This window comes from Stenotrophomonas sp. JAI102 (assembly GCF_013409105.1).
GTDB lineage: Bacteria > Pseudomonadota > Gammaproteobacteria > Xanthomonadales > Xanthomonadaceae > Stenotrophomonas > Stenotrophomonas maltophilia_AA.
This window is the reverse complement of record NZ_JACCCI010000001.1, coordinates 77,825-101,768: the sequence shown is the minus strand read 5'-3', so window position 1 is coordinate 101,768 and position 23,944 is coordinate 77,825. Positions and strand designations below refer to the sequence as shown.

At 68.5% G+C, this 23,944-nt stretch carries 21 protein-coding genes and 1 tRNA gene; 13 read left to right on the top strand and 9 right to left on the bottom strand.

What is annotated here, in order from left to right; genetic code table 11:
• Window positions 1–57 precede the first annotated feature (57 nt).
• The 3 genes from HDC96_RS00475 to HDC96_RS00465 all read left to right on the top strand — a co-directional run bounded on the left by HDC96_RS00475 (window position 58) and on the right by HDC96_RS00465 (window position 4,659).
• The gene (locus tag HDC96_RS00475) at window positions 58–792 is read left to right on the top strand and encodes an SIMPL domain-containing protein (protein WP_179458299.1); all 735 of its coding nucleotides are present in this window, start codon (window positions 58–60) and stop codon (window positions 790–792) included.
• Window positions 793–1,004: 212 nt separating this feature from the next.
• Window positions 1,005–1,649, top strand: coding sequence for an energy transducer TonB (locus tag HDC96_RS00470; protein WP_179458298.1), 645 nt, complete (start codon window positions 1,005–1,007; stop codon window positions 1,647–1,649).
• A gap of 181 nt (window positions 1,650–1,830) precedes the next feature.
• On the top strand, window positions 1,831–4,659 hold the full coding sequence (locus HDC96_RS00465; RefSeq protein WP_179458297.1) for a TonB-dependent receptor: 2,829 nt from the start codon (window positions 1,831–1,833) through the stop codon (window positions 4,657–4,659).
• 96 nt (window positions 4,660–4,755) lie between these two features.
• On the opposite strand, the gene HDC96_RS00460 is transcribed toward HDC96_RS00465, so the two are convergent.
• From HDC96_RS00460 to HDC96_RS00425, 8 genes are all read right to left on the bottom strand, one after another.
• Window positions 4,756–4,832 (bottom strand) — tRNA-Asn (locus tag HDC96_RS00460).
• A gap of 57 nt (window positions 4,833–4,889) precedes the next feature.
• Window positions 4,890–5,360, bottom strand: coding sequence for a 23S rRNA (pseudouridine(1915)-N(3))-methyltransferase RlmH (rlmH, locus tag HDC96_RS00455; protein ID WP_088434465.1), 471 nt, complete (start codon window positions 5,358–5,360; stop codon window positions 4,890–4,892).
• Between the two features lie 84 nt (window positions 5,361–5,444).
• Window positions 5,445–5,876, bottom strand: a complete 432-nt coding sequence (gene rsfS / locus HDC96_RS00450; protein ID WP_179458296.1) for a ribosome silencing factor — start codon at window positions 5,874–5,876, stop codon at window positions 5,445–5,447.
• A gap of 58 nt (window positions 5,877–5,934) precedes the next feature.
• On the bottom strand, window positions 5,935–6,600 hold the full coding sequence (gene nadD, locus HDC96_RS00445; protein WP_179458295.1) for a nicotinate-nucleotide adenylyltransferase: 666 nt from the start codon (window positions 6,598–6,600) through the stop codon (window positions 5,935–5,937).
• Between the two features lie 4 nt (window positions 6,601–6,604).
• The gene (gene holA, locus HDC96_RS00440) at window positions 6,605–7,642 is read right to left on the bottom strand and encodes a DNA polymerase III subunit delta (protein ID WP_179458294.1); all 1,038 of its coding nucleotides are present in this window, start codon (window positions 7,640–7,642) and stop codon (window positions 6,605–6,607) included.
• A 31-nt stretch (window positions 7,643–7,673) separates the two neighbouring features.
• Window positions 7,674–8,297: an LPS assembly lipoprotein LptE gene (gene lptE, locus HDC96_RS00435; RefSeq protein ID WP_179458293.1), complete on the bottom strand. Its 624-nt coding sequence runs from the start codon at window positions 8,295–8,297 to the stop codon at window positions 7,674–7,676.
• Between the two features lie 162 nt (window positions 8,298–8,459).
• Window positions 8,460–11,108: a leucine--tRNA ligase gene (leuS, locus tag HDC96_RS00430; protein WP_179458292.1), complete on the bottom strand. Its 2,649-nt coding sequence runs from the start codon at window positions 11,106–11,108 to the stop codon at window positions 8,460–8,462.
• A gap of 186 nt (window positions 11,109–11,294) precedes the next feature.
• Window positions 11,295–11,906 (bottom strand): DUF998 domain-containing protein, encoded by a 612-nt coding sequence (locus HDC96_RS00425; RefSeq protein WP_179458291.1) that lies wholly within the window; start codon window positions 11,904–11,906, stop codon window positions 11,295–11,297.
• 126 nt (window positions 11,907–12,032) lie between these two features.
• Here HDC96_RS00425 and trxA point away from each other — a divergent pair, with 126 nt between their 5' ends.
• The 5 genes from trxA (at window position 12,033) to HDC96_RS00400 (ending at window position 17,715) form a co-directional block, all read left to right on the top strand.
• Window positions 12,033–12,896 (top strand): thioredoxin, encoded by an 864-nt coding sequence (gene trxA, locus HDC96_RS00420; RefSeq protein ID WP_179458290.1) that lies wholly within the window; start codon window positions 12,033–12,035, stop codon window positions 12,894–12,896.
• Between the two features lie 284 nt (window positions 12,897–13,180).
• The gene (locus HDC96_RS00415) at window positions 13,181–14,770 is read left to right on the top strand and encodes a FecR domain-containing protein (RefSeq protein ID WP_179459564.1); all 1,590 of its coding nucleotides are present in this window, start codon (window positions 13,181–13,183) and stop codon (window positions 14,768–14,770) included.
• On the top strand, window positions 14,767–16,398 hold the full coding sequence (locus tag HDC96_RS00410) for a CHASE2 domain-containing protein (protein ID WP_179458289.1): 1,632 nt from the start codon (window positions 14,767–14,769) through the stop codon (window positions 16,396–16,398). Before HDC96_RS00415 ends, HDC96_RS00410 begins: the two co-directional genes overlap by 4 nt.
• A 69-nt stretch (window positions 16,399–16,467) precedes the next feature.
• Window positions 16,468–16,932, top strand: a complete 465-nt coding sequence (locus HDC96_RS00405) for a DUF4442 domain-containing protein (RefSeq protein ID WP_179458288.1) — start codon at window positions 16,468–16,470, stop codon at window positions 16,930–16,932.
• A gap of 51 nt (window positions 16,933–16,983) precedes the next feature.
• Entirely contained in the window at window positions 16,984–17,715 is a 732-nt protein-coding gene (locus HDC96_RS00400) for a hypothetical protein (protein WP_179458287.1), read from the top strand.
• 22 nt (window positions 17,716–17,737) lie between these two features.
• Here HDC96_RS00400 and HDC96_RS00395 read toward each other — a convergent pair whose 3' ends face one another.
• On the bottom strand, window positions 17,738–19,030 hold the full coding sequence (locus HDC96_RS00395; protein WP_179458286.1) for a hypothetical protein: 1,293 nt from the start codon (window positions 19,028–19,030) through the stop codon (window positions 17,738–17,740).
• Window positions 19,031–19,108: 78 nt separating this feature from the next.
• Here HDC96_RS00395 and HDC96_RS00390 point away from each other — a divergent pair, with 78 nt between their 5' ends.
• The 5 genes from HDC96_RS00390 (at window position 19,109) to HDC96_RS00370 (ending at window position 23,893) form a co-directional block, all read left to right on the top strand.
• On the top strand, window positions 19,109–19,786 hold the full coding sequence (locus HDC96_RS00390) for a DUF502 domain-containing protein (RefSeq protein ID WP_179458285.1): 678 nt from the start codon (window positions 19,109–19,111) through the stop codon (window positions 19,784–19,786).
• 131 nt (window positions 19,787–19,917) lie between these two features.
• Window positions 19,918–21,834, top strand: coding sequence for a DUF885 family protein (locus HDC96_RS00385; protein WP_179458284.1), 1,917 nt, complete (start codon window positions 19,918–19,920; stop codon window positions 21,832–21,834).
• A gap of 57 nt (window positions 21,835–21,891) precedes the next feature.
• A complete protein-coding gene (locus tag HDC96_RS00380; protein WP_179459563.1) occupies window positions 21,892–22,932 on the top strand; it encodes a serine hydrolase domain-containing protein in 1,041 nt (346 codons plus the stop codon).
• Window positions 22,929–23,348, top strand: a complete 420-nt coding sequence (locus tag HDC96_RS00375; protein ID WP_179458283.1) for a VOC family protein — start codon at window positions 22,929–22,931, stop codon at window positions 23,346–23,348. Before HDC96_RS00380 ends, HDC96_RS00375 begins: the two co-directional genes overlap by 4 nt.
• A gap of 101 nt (window positions 23,349–23,449) precedes the next feature.
• A complete protein-coding gene (locus HDC96_RS00370; protein WP_179458282.1) occupies window positions 23,450–23,893 on the top strand; it encodes a DUF2147 domain-containing protein in 444 nt (147 codons plus the stop codon).
• The last annotated feature ends 51 nt before the right edge of the window (window positions 23,894–23,944 follow it).

The window sequence follows — 23,944 nt, the reverse complement described above, 5'->3', positions numbered from 1 at the left end:
CTCACGACGCGTTCATCGCCCCGACACCAACCTCAACGTCTTCACAAGGAGATGTACATGCGCCGCCCGTCCCTGTCCCCGTTGCTGCTCGCCCTGTCCCTTGCCCTGGGAACTTCGATGACCGCCCACGCCCAGTCCCAGCCCACCATCGCCGTGCCGGCCGACGGCACCCTGCTCAACATCTCGGCCAATGCCGAGGCCAGGCGCGTGCCGGACGTGGCGACGCTCTCGGCCGGCGTGGTCACCCAGGCCGTGGACGGCAATACCGCCATGCGCCAGAACGCCGAGCAGATGACCAAGGTGCTGGCTGCGATCAAGGCGGCCGGCATCGCCGAGCGTGATGTGCAGACCAGCGGCGTCAACCTGAGCCCGCAGTACCGCTACGCCGACAACGAAGCGCCGAAGATCACCGGCTACCAGGCCAGCAACACGGTCAGCCTGAAGGTGCGCGACATCGCCAAGCTGGGCAAAGTGCTCGACGCGCTGGCGGCCCAGGGCGCCAACCAGATCAACGGCCCGCAGTTCGAGATCGACCAGCCCGAACCGGTCTATGACGAGGCCCGCCTCGCCGCGCTGAAGAAGGCCCAGGCCCGCGCAGAGACCTACGCCAAATCGCTGGGCCTGCGCGTGCGCCGGATCGTGAGCATCTCCGAGAGCGGTGGCGGCAACTTCCGTCCGGTGATGATGCGTGCCCAGGCGGCGCCGATGGCGGCCGATGTGTCGACGCCGGTTTCGCCGGGCGAATCGACGGTGTCGGTCAACCTGGACGTGGTGTTCGATCTGGGCCGCTGATCCGCGCTCCGGTCGATGTCCCTGTGACGGCGCCGAAAGGCGCCGTCATGCTGTGCGCGGTCCGATTCTGACTGCCAGCCAACTCCCCACCCTGCCCCTGACTTCCGGCCCGTGCCGGGCTCGGGTATTGCTGTCATTGCGCGGCCCCGCCTGACCCCATCCGCCGCGCACGCACGTTGATGTTTCCGCACATCTGGCAAGGAGAGTGGAGCATGGTCCGTACCCCGTCCCCGGTTGTCCCGCTGCACATCGAAGCGTCCCGCGTGCTCGGGTGGAGCACTGCCATCGCGGTCCATGCGCTGGCCCTGATGGTGTTGTTGATTCCTGCCGCACAGCCGCTGATCACGGCCCCGCGCGAGCGCATGCGGGTGAGCTGGGTGCTGCCGCCGCCTCCGCAGCCACCGAAACCGATCCATGCCGATCCGGAACCGCCGAAGGTTCCGACGGCACCGGTGAACACGCAGCGACCGCCGACGCCCACTGCCGCCGTCGATGATGCGCTGGCGGTGTCCCCGCTACCGGCCAGCGAGGCGTCACCTCCCTTGCTGGCGCCGGCGCCTGCCGCAGCCGCCCCGGCGCAGGGGGCCCAGCTCCAGTACCGCAGCGCCCCGCCGCCGCCGTATCCGATCACCGCGATCCGCCTGGGCCAACAGGGCACGGTCGTGCTGCGCATCCGGGTCGGTACCGATGGCCGTCCGCTGGGGGTCGACATCGAGAAGAGCAGCGGCTCGCGCGTGCTCGACCAGGCCGCGCGCCAGCAGGTGCTGCGCCACTGGCGCTTCGTGCCCGCCACCGTCAATGGCCAGGTCATCGAGGCCGATGGCCTGGTCCCGGTGGAATTCACGTTGCCGCGTTAGATGTGCCCGGGGAGAGCCTGCAACGGGCTCTCCCCATTCACACAGCGCCATCACGCGATCTTTCGCGAATTAAGTAATTTTTCACACTTGCGTCACCTGCTGGAAACCTAGATTGGCGCCGTTGCCACCGTTCTGGTGTCGACTTATTGACATCTAGGTTTTCCCAGTCAGGAGAGAAGCTGTGAAACACCCGATCCAACGCCGCGACGACAGCCGCCGCACCACCCTGGCACATTCCATTTCCACCATCCTTGCCGGCGGCGCGCTGCTGCTGGTGGGCGCCATGGCGTCGTCCTCCGCGTTCGCGCAGGAGCAGGCGACCAACCTTGACCGGATCACCGTCACCGGGTCGAACATCCCCCGCACCAATACCGAAACCCCCTCCCCCGTCCAGGTGGTCACCCGCCAGGAAATCGACCGCACCGGCAAGACCACGGTCGCCGAGTACCTGCAGACCCTGACCGCGGACGGCTCGGGCTCCATTCCCAAGACCTTCGGCAACGGCTTTGCCGGCGGCGGCGCGGGCATCTCGCTGCGCGGCCTGGGCGCCGGCTCCACCCTGGTCCTGTTGAACGGCCGCCGCATGGCGACCTACGGCCTGGCCGATGACGGCCAGAAGGTCTTCACCGACCTGAGCACCATTCCGCTGGATGCGGTCGAGCGCATTGAAGTCCTCAAGGACGGCGCTTCTGCGATCTACGGTTCGGACGCCATCGCCGGCGTGGTCAACATCATCCTGCGCAGCGACTTCAACGGCGCCATCCTGCGCGCCTCCTACGGCCTGTCCGGCGACAGCGACGGCGATGCCAAGAAGGCCACCCTGACCGCCGGCACCGGCGATCTGGCCACCGACGGCTGGAACGCGTTCTTCAGCCTCGACGTGGGCAAGACCGACGCGATCAAGATCAGCGACCGCAAGGACCGCAAGTGGATCGGCACCGGTGACATCCGTCGCTACGGTTATGGCAACAACGCGCAGTTCCTGGGCGGCGCGTTCCTCAACGGCCGCACCGGCGGCGGCAACAGCCCCAACGGCTCGGTGTTCGACGACCGTGCCGTGACCGCCACCACCCCCGCCTTCCTCGTTCCGCTGCCCGGCTGCCAGGGTCTCACCACCATTCCAGACCAGACCGACGCATCGATCGCGCAGAACGGGTGCCTGTGGGACCCGGCACAGCTGTACCGTGACCTGACCCCGGAAGAGAAGTACGTCAACGTGTTCGGCCGTGCCAGCTTCGCCTTGGGCGAGGGCGGCGAGATCTACACCGAGATCGGCTACTCCAAGAAGGAAACCACCTTCAGCAATACCCCTTCGGGCGTGTCGGGCAGCTGGGGCTTCCCGGACGGCCCGCGCAACGCCAGCAGTGGTCCCGGCGCGGTCGTGCTCAGCCCGACCCATCCGGACAATCCGATCCAGGGCCAGGCTTCACGCCTGCGCTATTCCGCATGGGATGTGGGTCCACGTGTCACCAACAACACCAATGAGTTCAATCGCTTCCTGGTGGGCGTCAAGGGCAACTGGGGCGAGTGGAGCTACGACACCGCCTACCTGCATTCCGGTACGGACCTGACCAACAAGCGCACCGGCTTCCTGCGCTACAGCGCCGTGCAATGCGCACTTGGCAACCCGGCCTGCCCGGGTGGCGTGTGGCGCATCGGCGACAACGCCGGTCAGAACTCGCAGGCGCTGTACGACTACATCTCGCCGGACATCAGTGCCCGCGCCAAGTCCAGCCTGGACATGTTCGACTTCACCGTCTCGCGCAGTCTGGCCGACCTGAAGGGCGGCCCGCTGGGACTGGCGCTGGGTACCGAGTGGCGTAAAACCAGCAACAGCCTGACCCCGCAGACCTACACCGACCAGGGCGACATCATCGGTCTGGGCTACTCGGCCTATGACGGCACCCAGAACGTGTACGCCGGCTACGTCGAACTGTCCGCGCCGGTGCTGGAGCAGTTGGAACTGTCCGGTGCGGTCCGCTACGACAAGTATGAAAGCGGCGAAGGCAAGGCAACGCCGAAGGTCGGCATCAAGTGGACCCCGTCCGACTGGATCGCGGTCCGCGGCAGCTATGCCGAAGGCTTCCGCGCGCCGAACCCGGCCGAGAACGGCGACGGCGGCCTGGCCGCATTCTCCAACGCCCGCGATCCGGTCCGCTGCGCAGCCAGCCCGATTGCGGATGTGGGCACCAACTGCAGTGCACGCCCGGTCGCCATCATCACCCGGCCGAATCCGGACCTGAAGCCGGAAGAGTCCAAGAGCTACTCGGTGGGTCTGGTGCTGCAGCCGACCTCCAGCACCTCGATGACGATCGATGCGTGGCAGATCAAGCGCACCAACGAAATCGCACAGGGTGCCACTGCCGATGCGATCGCGGCGGGCAACGTGCTGCGTGACACCGATCTGATCAATGGCGTCGCAGGCACCGGTACGATCCTGGCGGTCAACACGGACTACATCAATGCCGCATCGACCCGCGTGCGCGGTATCGATACCGACATCCGCCAGACCTTCGACATCGGCCCAGGCCAGCTGGAGATGGACCTGCAGTGGAGCCACGTGCTCAAGTTCGAGCGCACGGATTCGGATGTGACCGTCGACTATGCCGGCACGCACGGCAACTGCGACGTCACCAACTGCATCGGCACGCCGAAGGACCGCATCAACTTCGGCACCACCTGGAAGCAGGGCCCGTGGAGCGTCAGCGGCGTGGCCAACTACATCTCCAAGATGGAGAACACCGACTTCCGCGGCCCCGACGGCTCGTACCAGTTCTCCTACGCCGACGGTACCGACGTCGAGAAGATCTCCTCGTTCACCACCTTCGACCTCTCCGGTCGCTGGAACATCACCGAGGCCTTCGAGTTGAACGCGTCGGTGCAGAACCTGTTCGACCGCATCGCCCCGCTGGATCCGACCACCTACGGTGGCGTGAACTACAACCCGCTGCACTTCAGCGGCGCGATCGGCCGTTACTTCACCGTGGGGGCCAAGTACACCTTCGAATGAGGTAGCCGCATTTGGGGAACAACGAGCCCGGGCAATGCCCGGGCTTTTTGTTGCAAAAAAAAGCCCCGCATCGCTGCGAGGCTTTTTCTCGAATCTTGGCGCCCGAAGTTGGACTCGAACCAACGACCCCCTGATTAACAGTCAAGTGCTCTAACCGGCTGAGCTATTCGGGCGGGGTGCGCATTGTAGCCCGTTTTTCGCGCGATGTAACCCGTCTGGCGACAACTATTTCACGCGCGGTGATACGGATGGTTGGCCAGCATCGCCGCGGCGCGGTACAGCTGCTCGGCCACCACCAGGCGCACCAGCATGTGCGGCAGGGTCAGCGGCCCGATCGACCATTTCTCGTCGGCCATCGCCGACACCTCGGCAGAATGGCCTTCCGGCCCGCCGATCAGGAAGGCCAGGTCCCTGCCCTGCCCGCGCCAATGCTCCAGGCGCTGGGCCAGCTGTTCGGAACTGAGCGGGCGTCCCGGCACATCGAGCGCGACCACGTAGGCATTCTTCGGCAGCGCCGCGATCACGCGCTTGCCTTCGTCATCGGTGGCGCGGCGCGCGTCGCGCCCTTTGCCACGCAGGCCGGGCTCGATCTCGACCAGCTCGAACGGCAACCAGTGCGAGAGCCGCTTCTGGTACTCGGCAAAGCCCTGCGCGACCCAGGACGGGGCACGTTCGCCGGTGGCGATCAACTTGGCTTTCATCTCTGTCCTCGGCAGGCACCGCACGCGGCGCCGCAAAAGACAACGGCGCCATCGGCGCCGTCGTCGTGACCCTGCACGCTGCGATCAGCGCGCGTCGTAGTCGTCGTCCGCATCGTCGAGCAGTTCGATCGGCGGCTGGTCGCCCACGGTCCACAGGCGCTCGAGCGCATAGAACTCGCGCACGCGCGGCAGCATCACGTGGACGATCACGTCGCCCAGGTCGACCAGCACCCACTCGGCTTCGCGCTCGCCTTCCACGCCCAGCGGCATCACCCCCAGCTTCTTGGCGAACCTCACCACCTCGTCGGCGATCGACTTGACGTGACGGCTGGAGGTACCCGACGCGATCACCATGTAATCGGCGACGCTGGAGCGGCCGATGACGTCGATCTCAACGAGATCCTTCGCCTTCAGTTCTTCGGTGGCCCCGCGCACGCACTCGAGCAGCTGCAGAACGGAGGGCGCCGGATTGGGCAGTTGGACCTTGATGGTCTGGGGCTGGGCTTGGTTGCTCAAAGCGGGTCAACTCGATAAATGTGGGGTCGATTATACGGGGCGGCGCGCCCGCGCGTATTCACGACGGTGTTGCGCCGTACAGGCGGTGGTCGCGGATATAGCCGGCCACCGGCTCGGGCAGCAACTGCTGCCAGGGGCCGCCGGCCTGGATCCGGGTCCGCACGGCGGTGGCCGATTCCTCGCGCAGCGGGGCCTGCAGGCGCAGCAGGCGCCCGGCCGGGGCGGTGAACAACGCGCGCTCGTGACTGGCCCAGCGCCCCTCCAGGGCCTGTGCCAGGACCGGGTCGGGCGTGTCGGCCAAGGGGCTGCCCGGGCGGTCGGCGACGATGAAATGCGCCAGATCGAACAGCGCGGTCCACGCGTGCCAGCTCGGCAGGGCCAGCAGGCTGTCGGCGCCGACCAGCCAGGCGATCGGCTGGCGCGGGCCCAGCTCTGCGCGCAGCTCGCGCAGCGTATCGACGGTATAGGACGGCACGCCGGGGCTGCGCGCGGCCCGGTCCAGCTCGCGGCGGTCGAGCAGCAGGCCGGGCTCGTCGCCGATGGCCAGGCCCAGCATCGCCAGGCGCTGCGCGGCGTCGGCGCCGGGGGCGGGGCGGTGCGGCGGGTCGGCGGCCGGCAGCAGGCGCACGGCGACCTGCAGCTTGTCGCGTGCGGCACGGGCAATGGCCAGGTGGCCCAGATGGACGGGATCGAAGGTCCCGCCGTAATAGATGCGCAGCCCCATGGGCTCAGGCCCGGGCGAGCAGGCGCACGGCACGGGCTTCGGAGACGGCGATCAGCAACCGCTCCAGCGCCAGCCAGGCATCGCCGTCGGCGCGCCCCTTGGCGATGCGGTCGACCAGCCCGGCCTCGGCCACGAAGCGCTCCCAGCGCTTGACCTCGGGGTGACGCTGCAGCGCGCGCTTGAAGGGCGCCTGCCGCGATTCCCAGATGCCACGGCTCTTCATCTCCGCGGCCAGGTTGCCACCGCGCGCCTGCACCCGCGCCAGGCCGGCGGTGGAGAGCAGTTCGCGGATCACGATCGGGGTCAGCGCGGCCACGGCTTCGCCTTCGGCACGCAGGCCGGCGATCATGCGCAGCACCGCGGCGGGCTGGCCGGAGAAGGTCGCTTCGACCAGGCGGAACACGTCGTAACGGGCGGCATCGGCCACCAGCGACTCCATGGTCTCCACGTCCAGGGTCTGGCCATCGGCCAGCAGGGCCAGCTTGTCGATTTCCTGGGCAGCGGCCAGCAGATTGCCCTCCACCCGCTCGGCCAGGCGCTGCACGGCCTGTGGATCGGCACGCAGGCCCTTGCCGCGCAGGCGACGTTCGATCCACTCGGTCAGTTCATGGGGCTTGATCGCCCAGGCCACCGAGATCACCCCGGCGCGGCCGACGGCATCGGCCCACTTGGTCTGGTGTGCCTTGCTCCATTCGTTGCAGGTGATCAGCAGGATCACGTCCGGGGCCGGATTGGCGCAGAACTGGCTGATCACCTCCGCGCCTTCCTTGCCCGGCTTGCCGCTGGGCAGGCGCAGTTCCATCAGGCGACGCGCACTGAACAGGCTGGGCGCGTTGAAGCTGGCGTCGAGCTGGTTCCAGTCGAAGTCACGGCCATCGGCATCGAACACTTCGCGCTCGTTGACGCCATCGGCGCGGGCACGTGCCCGCACGGCATCGGCCGCTTCAAGCACGCGCAGCGTCTCGGGCCCCGCGATCAGGTAGACCGGTGCCAACGGCTGGCTGGCCGGTTGGCTGGCGAGCTGTTCGGGGCGCAGTTCCATGCGGGCAGGCCGATCCGCAGGCGGACCGGACTCAGTGCCCCTGCGGAACGTCGGCGGGTACCGCCGGCGTCGGGGTCGTCGACGTCGGGGGGGCCGGGGTGGCCGCCGGCGGCTCGACCGGCGCGGTACCCGGCTTGGCCGGGGCACGGCCGTGTTCCAGCTCGGCGCGGACCACGCTGTCGATGCGGCGCATGATCGAGGCGGACATCTCGCGACGCAGTTCGTCCGCGAGGATCTCGCGCTCGGTGGTGGTACCGGTGGCGTCGGTCGGCGGCGACACGTAATCGCGCGAGAGTTCGATCACCTGCTGCGGCACCAGCTCACTGCCATCTTCGCGGCGGAAGATGAAGATCACGGCGTAGCGCAGGCTGTATTCCTGGGCACGACCCTGGGCATCGATCGCGATCGGCAGATCACCCCAACGCTCGGACAGCACCTGCAGCTGGGCCGCCGGCCCGGTGCTGTCGCTGTCGGCGATCTGCGCCCCGGAGGCCTGCAGGCCACGGCGCAGCAACTTGACCAGTTCGCTGTAAGGCGCGGTGGAGACCACCTGCACCGCCGCGGTATCGGCCGGCAGCATCAACTTGTTGCGCAGATGGAAGCCGCACCCGGCGAGGGTTGCGGTCAGGACAAGGGCAAGCAGGAATCGGGTCATGGACACAGTCTGTAGGAGCCGGGCGGTCGCGGCAACAAGCAGTGATCGTGCCGGATGCCGCGTGAACAGGACTTGATACCGGACCGCCCGCGCGGCGCCTCCCGTATCGGTCCCTGGAGATCCGTACCACCGGGCGCGCAGGCACCCGGTGGTACGACAGGATCAGCCCTGCGGGGCCGCCACGATGTTCACGATCTTGCCGGGCACGATGATGATCTTGCGCACCACCTGGCCTTCCAGGAACTTGGCTGCGTTCGGCTCGGCCAGGCCCAGTGCTTCGATCTGGTCGCGCGGGGCATCGGCGGCGACGTCGATGGTGCCGCGCAGCTTGCCGTTGACCTGCACCGCCAGCGTCACCGCATCGCGCACCAGCGCGGCCGGATCGGCCTGCGGGAACGCCTGGTCTTCCAGCAGTTCTTCGGCGTGGCCCAGCACCTGCCACAACGCATGGCTGGCATGCGGGGTGATCGGATTGAGCAGCAGTACGGTGGCACGCAGCGCTTCCTGGCGGACCGCACGGCCCTGCGCGCTGACGTCATCGAACTTGGCCAGCGCGTTCATCAGTTCCATCACTGCGGCGATCGCGGTGTTGAAGCTGTGGCGGCGGCCGTAGTCGTCGCCGACCTTGCCGATGGTTTCATGCGTCTTGCGGCGCAGCGCCTTCTGCTCGGCGTTCAGTGCGGCCACGTCCAGGGCCGGGGCGGCGCCGTCGGCGGCGTGCTTCTGCACCTGTGCCCACAGGCGACGCAGGAAGCGGGCCATGCCGTCCACGCCGGCTTCGTTCCACTCCAGCGATTGTTCCGGCGGGGCGGCGAACATTGAGAACAGGCGCACGGTATCGGCGCCGTACTTGCTCACCATCACCTGCGGGTCCACGCCGTTGTTCTTGGACTTGGACATCTTCTCGGTGCCACCGATCACCACCGGCTGGCCGTCGGCGATCAGGGTCGCCCCGACGATGCGGCCGCGCTCGTCGCGCTGCACATCGACATCGGCCGGGTTGATCCAGTCCTTGGAGCCGTCCGGGTTCGGGCGGTAGTAGGTTTCGGCGATCACCATGCCCTGGCACAGCAGGTTCTGCGCCGGCTCGTTGCTGTCCACCATGCGTGCATCACGCAGCAGCTTGTGGAAGAAACGGAAATACATCAGGTGCAGGATCGCGTGCTCGATGCCGCCGATGTACTGATCGACCGGCAGCCAGTAATTGCCGCGCTTGTCGACCGCATCACGGGCACCCGGCGAGGTGTACCGCGCGTAGTACCAGCTCGACTCCATGAAGGTATCGAAGGTGTCGGTCTCGCGCTCGGCCGCGCCGCCGCAGTCCGGGCAGGTGGTCTTGCGCCATTCCGGATCGGCCTTGATCGGCGAACCGGTGCCGACGAAGTTGACGTTCTCCGGCAGGATCACCGGCAGTTGCTCTTCCGGTACCGGCAGGGCGCCGCACTTCGGGCAGTAGATCACCGGGATCGGGCAGCCCCAGTAGCGCTGGCGGCTCACGCCCCAGTCGCGCAGGCGATAGTTGACGCGGCGCTGGCCCTGGGCCTTGCGCTCGAAACGCTCGGCCAGTGCCTCGAAGGCGCCCTGGAAATCCAGCCCGTCGAACTCTTCGGAGTTGACCAGCTCGGTCTCGCGGGTCTTGTCGCCGTACCAGTCCTGCCAGCGGGTGGCGTCGTATGCGCTTTCTTCCTTGCGCAGCGACTTCAACGCGATGACCTGGCGGATCGGCAGGCCGTACTTGTTGGCGAATTCATTGTCGCGCTGGTCGTGGCCGGGAACGGCCATCACCGCGCCGGTGCCGTAGCCCATCAGCACGAAGTTGGCGACCCACACCGGCACCTGGGCGCCGGTGACCGGATGGAGGGCACGCAGGCCGGTGTCCATGCCGCGCTTTTCCTGGGTTTCCAGTTCAGCCTCGGACACGCCGCCCTGCTTCATCTCGGCCAGCAGCGCGGCCAGCGCCGGGTTGGACTTCGCCGCGTGCTGGGCCAGCGGATGCTCGCCGGCGATCGACACGAAGGTCACGCCCATCACGGTGTCCGGACGGGTGGTGAACACGCGCAGCGGGTCCAGCGTGCTGCCGTCGGCATCGCGCACGTCGAACTGGATCTCCAGCCCTTCCGAGCGGCCGATCCAGTTGCGCTGCATGGTCTTGACCGACTCCGGCCAGCCCGGCAGTTCATCCAGGCCGTCCAGCAGTTCCTGGGCGTAATCGGTGATGCGCAGGAACCACTGCGGGATCTCGCGCTTTTCCACCAGTGCGCCGGAACGCCAGCCGCGGCCGTCGATGACCTGCTCGTTGGCCAGCACGGTCTGGTCGATCGGGTCCCAGTTCACCACCGCGTTGCGTCGGTAGGCCAGGCCCTTGCGCATCAGCCGGGTGAACATGCGCTGCTCGTGCACGTAGTACTCGGGCGTGCAGGTGGCGAACTCGCGCGACCAGTCGATCGCATAGCCCATGGCCTTGAACTGGCCCCGCATGTGCTCGATGTTGGCGTAGGTCCACTTGGCCGGCGCGGTCTTGTTCTTGATCGCCGCGTTCTCGGCCGGCAGGCCGAACGCATCCCAGCCCATCGGCTGCAGCACGTTGTGACCGGTCATCCGCTTGTAGCGGCTGATCACGTCGCCGATCGTGTAGTTGCGCACGTGGCCCATGTGCAGCGCACCGGACGGATACGGCAGCATCGAAAGGCAGTAGAACTTCGGCTTGTCCGAAGTCTCGGTGACCTCGAAGGCACGGGTGGCATCCCAATACTGCTGGGCGGCGGATTCAACCTGCTGCGGATCGTAAACGTTGGGTTCGACGCTGGTCATAAAAACGCTAGTGCGGCGGCAAAGCGGCACAGGGTACCGCAGTGCGGCAAAGGGCTCCAATCGAGGGTGCCCACCGCATCGCCCAAACCCGTCATCTCATTGAATTGACTGGAGATTGGCCGAATACGTCATCGCCCTGCCCCGGCCTCGGCGCGGTGCCGGGGCGCAGCGGCAGGCGAACCGTGCTCAGGCGCGGCACGCGCCCGGGGCCAGCGGCAGCACCGCCACCAGCCAGACCAGCCACACACCGAAGGCCACCCGCTGGGCCAGCGGCGCAGGCAGCAGCACCTGCAGCGCGAAGGCCGACAGCAGCACGCCCAGCCCGCAGGCCAGGTGCAGCGCGCCCACGGCCCGCCACGCCGGCAGCCGCAGCGCGCCGATCCCGGACATCACCGCCCCGGGCACGAAGGCCAGCACCCAGACCATCCACGCACTGGCGTGGTACTGGCTGGCCGGATTGTCCAGATCGCGGGTATCCAGCGGCAACACCCCCATCGCGGTGAAGCCGACCCCGGCCAGCATCAGCAGCTGCGCGCCCACCCGCATCGACCACGGTGCCGTCCGCGGTACCCGCAGCAGCAGACGCAGCGCGACGAGGCTGGCGAGCAGGCCCGGCAGCGCGAAGCCGACGATGTTGAACGCCAGCGCATGCGGCACGCCCATCGCGCCGAGCAGTGCGACCGGGTGGCCGATCGGATCGAACAGCGGCAGCGCCGCGCCGAAGCCCAGCACCGCGCCCACGAACAACACGGCGGCGGCAATGCCGAGCGCACGTTCCCAACGATGAAGTCCCGACATGCTGCACCCGGCCTGTTCACAAGGGCTGCATTGTCGCCGTTCCCGGCCGATTCCGCGCGGTGGGGTTGCGTCCGGCGGCGGGCGGCACCATACACTTCCTCTCCAGTTTCCCGTTGATCTGAAACCATGAGCGATCTGCCGCACGTATTTGACGCCACCACCGAGACCTTCGAGACCGAGGTCCTGCAGAAATCCCTGCAGACCCCCGTGCTGGTCGATTTCTGGGCCACCTGGTGCGGCCCCTGCAAGACCCTGGGCCCGATGCTGGAAAAGCTGGCCGGCGAATACCACGGTGCCTTCGAGCTGGCCAAGGTCGATGTCGACAAGGAACAGCAGATCGCGGCCGCCTTCCAGATCCGCTCGGTGCCGACCGTGTTCCTGGTCAAGGGCGGGCAGATCGTCGATGGTTTCCCCGGCGCGGTACCGGAAGGTCAGCTGCGCGAGTTCCTGAGCCAGCACGGCGTGGTGCCGCTGGAGGCCGCAGCAGAAGTCGAGGAGGTGGCAGAAGCCGCTCCGCTCGATCCGCAGGCCCAGGTCGACGTGCTGCGCGCGGCCATCGCCGCCGAGCCGGACAAGGAAGAGCTCAAGCTCGACCTTGCCCTGGCGCTGCTGCAGACCGGTGCCACCGCCGAGGCCACGGCACTGATCGATGCGCTGCCGGCCAATCTGTCCACCGATGATCGCGCCGTGCGCGCCCGGGCCCGCCTGGAGTTCGCCAGCGCGCTGCAGGATGCCCCGGCCGCCGAGGTGCTGGATGCCCGCATCGCGGCCAATGGCGATGACCTGCAGGCCCGCCATCTGCGTGGCGTGCAGCTGCTGCTGTCCGGACAGGACGCCGCCGCGCTGGAGCAGTTCCTGGACATGCTGCGCCGGGACCGCACGTATGACGACGGTCGCCCGCGCAAGCTGCTGATCGACGCCTTCAAGGTGATCGAGGATGAAGATCTGGTCGGCCAGTACCGCCGCCGGATGGCGTCGCTGCTGTTCTGATCGATCAGGGCCAGCGCCTGCCGGGGCGCTGGCCCTGCGAAGTCGTCTATCCGAACGCCCGTCTTCGATGTGTGACGTGAATCACGTTCAGAAACCCTGCACGGCTCCCGGGCAATAATGCCGCCGCGGCCCATTGGAGGCCGCGATCCATCGGGGAGGATGAGGTCTGGGCCATGGCGGCCTACTTGGCTGCGCCCCGCCTTGCAGGGCCGTGAACGACCGTGAGATTGACCCGATTGCCTTGCTTCTCTTTAGCTGCCCGCCTGCTGGTGCTGGTGGCCTTGATGCTGTCCACCGCGCCGCTCCTGGCCCAGGACTGGACCTACCGGGTCCGGCCCGGCGATACGATCTGGGACCTCAGCGCCCGCTACCTGAAGCCGACCATCGCCTGGGAACAGCTGCAGTCGCACAACCGCATCGCCGATCCCTACCGCCTGCCGCCCGGCAGCCAACTGCGCTTCCCCGTGGCCTGGCTGCAGGTGCAGCCCGCCCCGGCGCGGGTGCTCGCCGTCCGCGGCCCGGTGCAGAGCCAAGCCGACGGTCAGCCTCGCCGCGATGTGCTGGAAGGCGATCTGCTGCGGATCGGCCAGGAACTGATCACCGGCGAGGATGCCAGCGTCACCGTGGTGTTCGCCGATGACTCGCACCTGCAGCTGCGCGAACGTTCGCGCCTGCGCTTCGATCAGCTCTCCCGCTATGGCCACACCGGCATGGTCGACACCCGCCTGCGCCTGGAGCAGGGCCGCGCCAGCAACCGGGTGACGCCCGCCAGCGGCCCGGCGTCGCGCTTCATCATCGATGCGCCCACCGCGACCAGCAGCGTGCGTGGCACCGTGTTCCGGGTCAGCGCCGGCCTGCAGGGCCGCGGCGCGGCGACCGAAGTGCTGGAAGGCCGCGTGCAGGTCGGCAACCGCCGCGGCCAACGCCTGGTCACCGGCGGCCAGGCCACGCGCAGCCCCTCGCTGGATGCGCGACCCGCAGGCCTGGAAGCCCTGCTGCCCGCGCCCGTGCTTTCCACCGATCCGCAGCGGCTGGCCACCCTGCCCGCAGCCCTGGCCTGGCAGCCGGTGACGGACGCCATGGGCTACCGGGTTGAAGTCGTCCGCGCCGACCAACCCGACGTGCTGCTGTTCGCGCGCGACACCGACGCCACCGCGCTCACCCTGCCCGACCTGCCGCCGGGCGATCTGCGCGTGCTGGTGCGGGCGGTCAGCGCGGCGCAGGTGGAAGGCCTGGATGCCGGGCAGGATTTCAAGGTCCGTGACCAGCCGGTTGCGCCGCTGACGGTGCGCCCGCTGCATGGGCAGACCGTCAACAGCGCGCGACCGCGCTTCGAATGGGCCCGGGTCGCCGATGCCGAGCGCACCGTGCTGCAGATCGCCCGCGATCCGCAGTTCCTCGCCCCGGTGCTGGAGCAGGACGGCCGCGGCACGCAGCTGCGCCCGGACCAGGACCTGGCGCCCGGCGACTACGTCTGGCGGGTGGCGTCGGTGGACCGCAACGGCCATCGCGGCCGGTTCGGCCAGCCCCTGCCGCTGACCATTACCGATCTGCCGGTCGACCCGGCCCTGCAGCCGCCCGAAGCCGCCAAAGGCCAGCTGACGCTGCGCTGGCAGGCCGGCGAACCCGGCCAGCGCTACCGCGTGCAGCTGGACCACCGCGGCGATTTCAGCGCGCCGCTGCTCGACCGCGAACTCGACCAGCCGGAGGTGTCGATCAAGCGCCCCTGGCGCGGCACGCTGCACGTGCGCGTCCAGTACATCGACGAGGACGGTTACGCCGGTCCGTTTTCGCCGGCGCAGCAGATCGCCCTGCCGTGCCGCACCTGTTACGCCGCCGGGGGCGGTGCACTGCTGTTGTGGCTGCTGTTGTGACCCCCCTCCACCTGCCCTGGCCGCAACGCATCGTGCTGGCAGCCCTGGTCGGTGCGCTGGCGGTCGTGGCCAGTCACTGGCAGTGGTTCTGGAAACAGGATGAGGCGGTGTACGACGCGTACGTCGGCGGCTGGGAGTACACGCCGGATGCGCGCCTGCTGATCGTGGCGATCGACGACAACAGCCTGCAGCAGCTTGGCCAGTGGCCGTGGCCGCGCGGCACCCACGCACGCCTGCTGGACCGGCTCACCGATGCCCGTGCCGAGCGCGTGGTGCTGGACCTGATGTTGTCGGAACCGGACCGCCAGGACAGCACCCAGGATGCCGAACTGGCGGCGGCGATCCGCCGCAACGGACACGTGGTGCTGCCGGTGCTGGCCGCGCCCGCCAGTGGCCCGCGCATGGCCGAGGAACTGCTGCCGATCCCGCTGATCGCCGCCAACGCGGCCAGCCTGGGCCACAGTGATATCGAAGTCGACGGCGATGGCGTCGCCCGTGGTCTCTACCTCACCGCCGGGATCGGCGCACCGCACTGGCCAGCGCTTGGACTGGCACTGGCCAACACACAGGGCCCGCTGCCCGGGTTGCACGACGACCAGCCGACGGTGGCCTCGCCCTACCAGTGGCGCCGCGACCATTACGTGCGCGTGCGCTACGCCGGACCGCCCGAACGCTTCCCGCAGGTGTCCTATGTGGACGTGCTCGACGGCGAGGTCGACCCGGCGCTGCTGCGCGGACGTCTGGTGCTGGTCGGCATGACCGCCAGCGGCATCACGCCGCGCCTGCTTACCCCGACCACCCGCGAGCGCTGGATGAGTGGCAGCGAGTACCAGGCCAATGTCGCCTCGATGCTGCTTGCCGACAAGGTGATCAACCCGCTGCCGCCGGCGTGGCAGAGCGCCCTCACCGGGCTGCTGGTGGCGCTGTGCTGCCTGTTGTTGACGCTGCCGCGGGCGTGGCAGAGCGGTGTACTCGCCCTGCCGCTGACGCTGCTGCTGAGCTTCGTGCTGCTGCGTGCGGGCCATCTGTGGTTCGCGCCGGCCGCGGCCCTGACCGGCATGTTGACCGTGCTCCTGGCGTGGACGCTGTGGCGGGTGAGTGCCTGGCGGCACCAGGCCAACAGCGATGCGCTCACCGGCTTGGGCAACCGGCTGCGCTTCGAGCAGACCCTGCAGGCCGAGCACGATGCCGGTCGCCGCAGCGGACGGCCGCTGAGCCTGGTGTTGCTCGACGTGGATCATTTCAAGCGGCACAACGACGAGTTCGGCCATCAGGCCGGCGACACCGTGCTGCGCAGGATCGCCCAGGAAATCCGTGCGCACGCGCGTCGTCCCCGCGACATGGCCGCCCGCTTCGGCGGCGACGAGTTCGCGCTGATCCTGCCCGACACCACGCCGGAAGGCGCGGTGCAGGTGGTGCAGGATCTGGTGGCGCGGGCGCAGGGACTGGAGATTCCGGCCGGCCGCAGTGCGACCACGCATATCACCCTGAGCGCCGGCGTGTTTACCCGGGTGCCGGGCCCGGACACGGAACCACGGCATTATTTTGAAGGGGCCGACGCGGCGCTTTACCAGGCCAAGGCCGCGGGGCGCAACGGCTATGCGGTCGACGACGGCGGCCCCGGCTGAGCCTCCACCGCCCACCATACGCAAGCGAATGGTAGACTTCGATCACCTCCCCAGCGTGACGTGATCCGAATGAAGGCCTCCGTCTTCCGCCACGGCATCAATCTATGGCCGCCGTTCCTGTTCACCGGCATCCACGTGACCGATGTCAGCCCGGACTACCGCCATGTGCGCGTCGAGCTGCGCATGCGCCCATGGAACCGCAACTACGTAGGCACGCATTTCGGCGGCAGCCTGTTCGCGATGACCGATCCGTTCTGGATGCTCACCGTGATGCAGAACCTGGGGCGCGATTACTACGTCTGGGATCGCGCCGGCGAGATCGAGTTCCTCACGCCGGGCCGCGGCACGGTGGTGGCCGAGTTCCGTCTGGACGAGACACTGCTGGAGCAGTTGCGGGCCGCCACCGCCAGCGGCGGGAAATACCTGCACTGGTTCAGCAATGACATTGTCGACGCGAACGGCGACGTGATCGCCCGCGTGCGCAAGCAGGTCTACCTGCGGCTCAAGCCCGAGGCACGCCAGCGCGCGGGGTGAGTGATGGCGCGCTTGCTATGCTCGCGCGCCTGATCCCCGCCACGGAAGACCATGCGCCTGCTCCTGTTGCCCCCGCTGCTGCTCACCGCCCTGACCGCGTCTGCGCAGGAACTGCGGATACCGCCGGTCGACTATCCGGTGCTGCCGGCGCGTGCCAGCATGGCCGACGGGTTCCTGCCGACCGGCTGGCGCATCGAGGAACAGCTCAGCGGCGACCTCAACGGCGACCAGCGCGATGATCTGGTACTGGTGCTGCGCCAGCAGGATCCGCGCAACATCGTCGAACACGATGGCTTCGGCATCAGCCCGCTGGACAGCAACCCGCGCATGCTCGCCATTGCGTTCGCCGGTCCGGCGGGCGGTTACACGCTGGCCGCGCAGAACCACACGCTGATCACCCGCCACGAGGCGCCCAACCTGTCCGATGTCTTTGACGACGGCCCCGGCGTCTCGATCGCGCGCGGCACGCTGCGCACCACGCTGTTCTTCTTCTCCAATGCCGGCAGCTGGTCGACCGGTTCGGCCAGCTTCACCTTCCGCTGGCAGGACGGCGCTTTCGCGTTGATCGGCTACGACAACAGCTCGCTGATGCGCAACTCGGGGCACACCGAAAGCCTGAGCATCAACTACGCGACCCGCCGCGTGCGCCACACCGAGGGCAGCATCGACTCGGACGAAGACAGCGTGCGCTGGGAGACGCTCACCTCGCCACGCCGCTGGACGCTGGAGACGGTGGGCGATGGCAGTGCATTCCAGCCGCTGGAGGCGGCGGACGACCGCTAGAACACCGCCAACCGCGCGCCGCTCACCGTGCCGGCGCGCGCATCGGCACCCGCAGTGTCGGCCCGAGCTCGTCCACGACCACACGCCGATCCACCTGCAACCATTGCCCCTCTTCGCTGAGTACCGGCGTGCGCGTGGGCGAGCGCAGCGCCTCGGGCAAGGTCTGCAGCGCCACGGACACCGCCACCGGCTGCTGCCGCAGCCAGCGCTGCGCCGCCACCAGGCGCAGCATCGCGGCGGCGTCCTGCGGGCGGCCCGCGTACTGGCGCATGTCCGGTCCGCTGATGTTGGCCAGGGTGCAGCCCAGCGGATTGGCGATACAGGCGAAGCGATCCTGCGCCGGCCCGGGAATCGGCGTGGGCGCATCCCGCGCGGCGACCAGCTCGGCGCTGGCGGCGCATGCCCACGCGTAGCGCGGCGCGATGCGTGCCTGGGTGCGTGGCACATCCAACAGCAGGCGGTTTCCCTCCGGATCCCCGCTCGACAGGCGCAGGCCCGCCCCGGCCAGCGCGAACTCACCGCGCATCGCGGTGCACAGGCTCTGCTCGGCGGGCGTCATCGGCGCCAGTGCAGCGTCGCAGACCGCTGGCACGGCCGCATCGGCGGGCAGTTCGACCAGGATGTCGGCCAGCAGCCGCGCGTTGCTCTCCACCATCGCCGCGCCGATCATGCTGGTGATCAGGGTGTCGCCCTGCCCCGCCATCCGGCGCCCACTGAGGATGTCCGCACAGGCACCGGCCAGTGCGGCGCCACTGTCGCCACGCACATGGGCAAGCGCGTGCGCGGACACCGGATCGAACACCGGCTGTAAAGCCGGCAGCGGCACCATCGGGTCGGTATCGAACGGCGCGAACGCGGAGACGAAGTGACCGTAGCCGGCAATCGCGGCCACGCGCTGGTGAAGCGGCTCATGGCCGGCATGCGCGGCCTGGAACCGGTCGGGGTCGGCGCGCACCGCCTCGAGACAGCCGACGGCCCGGCGGCCGCAGTTCGCCGAGGCCGGAATCGGGGTCGCGGGGTAGCGCCCGTCCGCGCTGGAGTCCACCGGCCGCTGGCCGGGCGTCCCTTGGCGCCAACGCGCGACATCCTGCGCCATCACGGCCTCGCGGCCGGCAGCATCCAGACCGTCATGGCGCAGGGTCCACAACGCGCTGAAGCCATTCGCGCCGGGCGTGGGCAGCGGTGCCTGCAGCAGCCGCATCGCCTCGCGCTGCTCGGCCGGCAGCGGCCAGAACCGCGAGGCCGCCCAGACCCCGACCACGGCCAGCAGCAGGCTCAGGATCGAGACGACCACCCATTTCAGTCCATTCTTCACCACAGCGTTCTCCCCGGCCCCCGCGTCCTGCGGGGACCGGCAGCGTAAACCGGACATCGCCCCCGCTACAATGCGCGGATGTCGCCCGAAGCCCCCCAACTCGTTCCGCGTCCCTCCCTGCAGCGGCTGTTCCTGACCGGCCTGCTGACCCTGCTGCCGATCTGGCTGACCTGGGTGGTGGTCAAATTCGTGTTCGTGCTGCTCTCGGGTATTTCCAGCCCGCTGGTGGTGCCGCTGTCCGAGCGGATCGCCGCCTCGTTCCCGCATTACCTGGGCTGGATCAAGGTCGAGTGGATGCAGGACATCATCGCCCTGGCCGCCACCTTGCTGGTGATCCTGTCGGTCGGCGTGCTCAGCCGCCGCGTGATCGGCCAGCGCCTGCTGCGCTGGTTCGGTGCGGTGATCAAGCGCATCCCGCTGGCGAGCATCATCTACGACAGCGCCAAGAAGCTGCTGGACATGCTGCAGACCGAACCGGGCAGCACCCAGCGCGTGGTGCTGATCGACTTCCCGCATCGCGACATGAAGTCGGTCGGCCTGGTGACGCGGGTGATGAAGGAAGAAGGCAGCGGCCGCGAGCTGGCCGCCGTCTACGTACCCACCACCCCCAATCCGACCTCGGGCTATCTGGAAATCGTGCCGGTCGAGCTGTTGACGCCCACCGACTGGACCGTGGACCAGGCGATGAGCTTCATCATCTCCGGCGGCGCGGTCGCCCCGGAAACCATGCCGTTCACCCGCGCCGGCGATCGTTGAGCAGCGCGGCAGCATCACGCTGCCGCAGCTGACTGGGCGCCGTACATGACAAAGCTGACCGGGGAGCGATGCTGGCCGTACGCAGGCGAATCGGGCAAGCTCCCGGGTCTGTGCGTTTACGGAAACAGCCGATGCCCCACCCCGCCCGCGCCCTGGCGCTTGCCATCGCCGCATTGATGGCCTTCAGTGCCGCCGCTCCGGCCGAAGCTGCCAAGAAAAAGGCCACCCGGCCCGCCGCGACGCAGTCCCGGCCCGCCGCCAAGCCCAAGGCCAAGCCGCGTGCACGCCCGGCGGCCGCCCCGGCCCGCCAGCCGCTGGTGCGCCAGCAGAGCAAGGCCGCCCAGCTGGACCGCATCTACGACGAATACTGGGATGCCTCGATGCGGCTCAATCCGCTGCAGGCCACCTTCCAGGGCGACAGCCGCCACAACGACCAGCTCCCCAACATCCTCTCGGCCGCCTATCGGCAGCAGTCGCATGACTTCACCGTGGAATGGCTGGGCAAGGTCGAGAAGATCGGCCCGGACGGCCTGACCGGCCAGGACCTGCTCAGCTACGAGATATTCGTGCGCGATGCGCGCATGTCGCTGGCCGCCGAGCAGTTCCCCGGCTGGATGTTGCCGGTGAGCCAGTACTACAACCTGGGCAGCATCATGGCCATCCTCGGCTCCGGCTCCGGCGCGCAACCGTTCAACACGGTGCAGGATTACGATGGCTGGTCGCGCCGCTCGCTGGGCATTCCCGCCCTGTTCGAGCAGGCCATCGCGAACATGCGCCAAGGCATGGCCGCCGGCGTGGTGCAGCCGCGCGATCTGATGGAAAAAGTGCTGCCGCAGCTGGATGCGGTGATCAAGCCGACCGCCGAAGAAAGCATCTTCTGGGCGCCGGTACGCAACCTCCCCGAGGATTTCCCGGCAGCCGACAAAGCGCGGATCAGCGCCGAGTACAAGCGCATGATCGAGTTCCGCATCATGCCGTCCTACCGCGCCCTGCGCGGTTTCATCGCCACCGAGTACCTGCCCGCCGCGCGCAGCACCGATGGCCTGGCCGGCCTGCCCGGCGGCAAGGCCTGGTATGCGCAGACCATCGTGCAGAGCACCGCCTCCACGCTGACGCCCGAGCAGATCCATGCACTGGCCGAACAGCGCGTGGCCTCGCTGCAGGCGCAGATCGCCACGATCATGAAAGAGAACAGGCTCCGCGGCTCGCAGCAGAAGCTGCTGCGGACCATGCGTACCGATCGCGATTTCCAGTACGCCAACGCCGATGCGCTGATCAACCGGTACAAGCAGCTGCAGAGCCAGGTCAATGCGCGCCTGCCGCCCCTGCTCGGCACGCTGCCGAAGGCGCCGATGGAGATCCGCGCGGTCGAGCCCGAACGCGCGGCCACCGCCGGCGCGGTGAGCTACCAGCAGCCGCTGCCGGACGGGATGCGCCCGGGCGTGCTGTACATCAACACCGGCGATCTGCCGAGCCGACGCCGCTGGTCCGCGCCGATGCAGTTCCTGCATGAGGGCATCCCGGGCCATCACGTGCAGCTGGGCCTGCAGCAGGAACTGGACAAGCTGCCGCGCTTCCGTCGCCTGGGCGGCGATATCGCCTTCGTCGAAGGCTGGGGCCTGTACGCCGAATCGCTGGGCGAGGAACTGGGCGTCTACCGGGATCCGTACGAGCGCATCGGCTACCTGCAGGCCGCGCTGACCCGTGCCGCGCGCATGTCCGCCGACACCGGTGTGCACGCGCAGGGCTGGAGCAAGCGCCAGGCGGTCGATTACCTGGTCAAGACCGCGGACATGAGCACCACCGATGCCACCGCCGAAGTCGAGCGCTTCATGGCCCTGCCCGGCCAGACCCTGGCCAATGGGCTGGGCGAGCTGAAGATGATGGAGCTGCGCGACAAGGCCAAGGCTGCGCTGGGGCCGCGTTTCGATGCGCGTCGCTTCCACGAGGAAGTGCTGCGCGACGGCTCGATGCCGCTGGACATCCTCGATGCCAAGATCGCCCGCTGGATCGCCAGCCCAAATGGTGCGACAACACCTGCGCCCTGACCCCCGAAGGAAACGAGCATGCACATCGTCCGGCATCTGCGTGTGTGGATCAGTGCGATGTGCATCGCCGGGAGCGGTGCTGTCGTGGCAGCGCCGGTGCTGACGCCACCGGACCCGGGCATCGATGCGCTGATGCAACGCTACGACGGCCAGGTTCCGGGTGCGGCGGTGCTGGTGCTGCACGACGGAAAGCCGGTGTTCCGTCGCGGCTACGGGTTGGCAGTGCTGGAAGATCGCACCGCGGTGACCGCGCAGACCAATTTCCGCTTGGCCTCGGTCAGCAAGCAGTTCACCGCCGCGGCGGTCCTGCTGCTGGCCGAAGATGGCGCGCTGACCCTGGACGATCCGGTGAAGCGCTGGCTGCCCTCGCTGCCGGCCGCGGCGGATGCCATCACCCTGCGCCAGCTGCTCAGCCACACCGGCGGCCTGCTCGATTACGAAGACCTGATGGCCGCCGACGCGACCGCGCAGGTACACGACCAGGATGTGCTGCACCTGCTCGAAGGCCAGGATCGGACGTACTTCGCACCGGGCACGGCCTACCGTTACAGCAACAGCGGCTACGCGCTGCTGGCGCTGGTGGTTGGCAAGGCCTCCGGCACCGATTTCGCCCGCTTCCTGCGCCAGCGCATCTTCCTGCCGCTCGGCATGCACGACAGTGCCGCCCACCAGGACGGCGTGGACGATATCGCGCGCCGCGCCTACGGTTACACCGAGCGCGACGGGCGCTGGCAGCGCACCGACCAGAGCCCGACCAGTGCGGTGCTCGGCGATGGCGGCGTGTATTCGTCGCTGGATGACCTGGCCCGCTGGGACGCGGCGCTGTATGACCAGCGCCTGCTGAAAGCGACATCGTTGAAGCAGATGTTCTCGCCTGCCACGCGCACCGCCGAGCCGGACGTGCCGTTCTACGGTTTCGGCTGGCGGCTCAACGGTGGCGCGCAGTGGCACAGCGGCGAGAGCATCGGCTTCCGCAACGTGATCCTGCGCTATCCGGCGCAGCGCCTCACGGTGATCGTGCTCAGCAACCGCAACGCCCCCGAACCCTATCCGCTGGCGCTGCAGATCGCCCGGCGCTGGCTGGACACCCTGCAATGAACGATACGCATCCCTCGCCCCTGATCGGTGTGCACCACGTGGCGTTGATCGCCGCGGACTACGCACGCTCGAAGGATTTCTATACGCGCTTACTCGGCCTGCGGGTGATCGCCGAGAACTACCGGCAGGCGCGCGACTCCTGGAAGCTCGATCTGGCCCTGCCCGACGGCAGCCAGCTGGAGCTGTTTTCCTTCCCGGGCGCGCCGCCCCGCGCCAGCCGCCCGGAGGCGCAGGGCCTGCGCCACCTGGCCTTCCGCGTGCACGCGCTGGAACCGATGATCGCGCGGCTGACCGCGGCCGGCGTGGCCTGCGAGCCGATCCGGGTGGACGAGTACACCGGCCGCCGGTTCACCTTCTTCGCCGACCCCGACGACCTGCCGCTGGAGCTGTACGAGATCCCGGCCGACGCCGGCTGAACCGTGCGCCGGGCACGTTCCGTACCGGAGCGAATGGGTATACAGTCGGCCCTGTACCGGCCGCCTGCGCCGGCGTTCACGGACATCCCTGGGAGGGGAACATGCGCAAGACTTTCAAGACCCTGTTGCTGGCGCTGCCGCTGATGATGGCCGCGATGTCGGCCAGCGCCGCCGACGGCGCCGTCGGCCGCTGGAAGACCATCGATGACAAGACCGGCAAGGTGAAGTCGATCGTGGAGATCACCCAGGCCACCAACGGCACCCTGACCGGCAAGGTCGTGGACATCCTGCACTCGGACAAGGGCCCCAATCCGGTCTGCGACGGCTGCGAGGGCGCCAACAAGAACAAGCCGGTCAAGGGCATGACCATCCTGTGGAACCTGAAGGCCGATGGCGCCAACGCCTGGTCCGGCGGCACCATCCTGGACCCGGGCAACGGCAAGACCTACAAGTCCAAGATGAAGCTGCAGGCCGGCGGCGCCAAGCTGGACGTGTCCGGCTGCGTAGCCTTCATCTGCCGCGCCCAGACCTGGGTCCGCGAGTAAGCCCCGCGCGGGTTCCAGCGCCAGTAACCCGGCTTCGGCCGGGTTACTGCG

Bases quoted from the DNA above. Each gene is read 5' to 3' on its own strand.
- HDC96_RS00475 (WP_179458299.1), top strand. From the start codon at position 58: ATGCGCCGCCCGTCCCTGTCCCCGTTGCTGCTCGCCCTGTCCCTTGCC.
- HDC96_RS00470 (WP_179458298.1), top strand. From the start codon at position 1,005: ATGGTCCGTACCCCGTCCCCGGTTGTCCCGCTGCACATCGAAGCGTCC.
- rlmH (WP_088434465.1), bottom strand. From the start codon at position 5,360: ATGAAAGCCAAGTTGATCGCCACCGGCGAACGTGCCCCGTCCTGGGTC.
- nadD (WP_179458295.1), bottom strand. From the start codon at position 6,600: ATGGGGCTGCGCATCTATTACGGCGGGACCTTCGATCCCGTCCATCTG.
- holA (WP_179458294.1), bottom strand. From the start codon at position 7,642: ATGGAACTGCGCCCCGAACAGCTCGCCAGCCAACCGGCCAGCCAGCCG.
- lptE (WP_179458293.1), bottom strand. From the start codon at position 8,297: ATGACCCGATTCCTGCTTGCCCTTGTCCTGACCGCAACCCTCGCCGGG.
- leuS (WP_179458292.1), bottom strand. From the start codon at position 11,108: ATGACCAGCGTCGAACCCAACGTTTACGATCCGCAGCAGGTTGAATCC.
- HDC96_RS00425 (WP_179458291.1), bottom strand. From the start codon at position 11,906: ATGTCGGGACTTCATCGTTGGGAACGTGCGCTCGGCATTGCCGCCGCC.
- trxA (WP_179458290.1), top strand. From the start codon at position 12,033: ATGAGCGATCTGCCGCACGTATTTGACGCCACCACCGAGACCTTCGAG.
- HDC96_RS00415 (WP_179459564.1), top strand. From the start codon at position 13,181: ATGCTGTCCACCGCGCCGCTCCTGGCCCAGGACTGGACCTACCGGGTC.
- HDC96_RS00405 (WP_179458288.1), top strand. From the start codon at position 16,468: ATGAAGGCCTCCGTCTTCCGCCACGGCATCAATCTATGGCCGCCGTTC.
- HDC96_RS00400 (WP_179458287.1), top strand. From the start codon at position 16,984: ATGCGCCTGCTCCTGTTGCCCCCGCTGCTGCTCACCGCCCTGACCGCG.
- HDC96_RS00390 (WP_179458285.1), top strand. From the start codon at position 19,109: ATGTCGCCCGAAGCCCCCCAACTCGTTCCGCGTCCCTCCCTGCAGCGG.
- HDC96_RS00385 (WP_179458284.1), top strand. From the start codon at position 19,918: ATGCCCCACCCCGCCCGCGCCCTGGCGCTTGCCATCGCCGCATTGATG.
- HDC96_RS00380 (WP_179459563.1), top strand. From the start codon at position 21,892: ATGTGCATCGCCGGGAGCGGTGCTGTCGTGGCAGCGCCGGTGCTGACG.
- HDC96_RS00375 (WP_179458283.1), top strand. From the start codon at position 22,929: ATGAACGATACGCATCCCTCGCCCCTGATCGGTGTGCACCACGTGGCG.
- HDC96_RS00370 (WP_179458282.1), top strand. From the start codon at position 23,450: ATGCGCAAGACTTTCAAGACCCTGTTGCTGGCGCTGCCGCTGATGATG.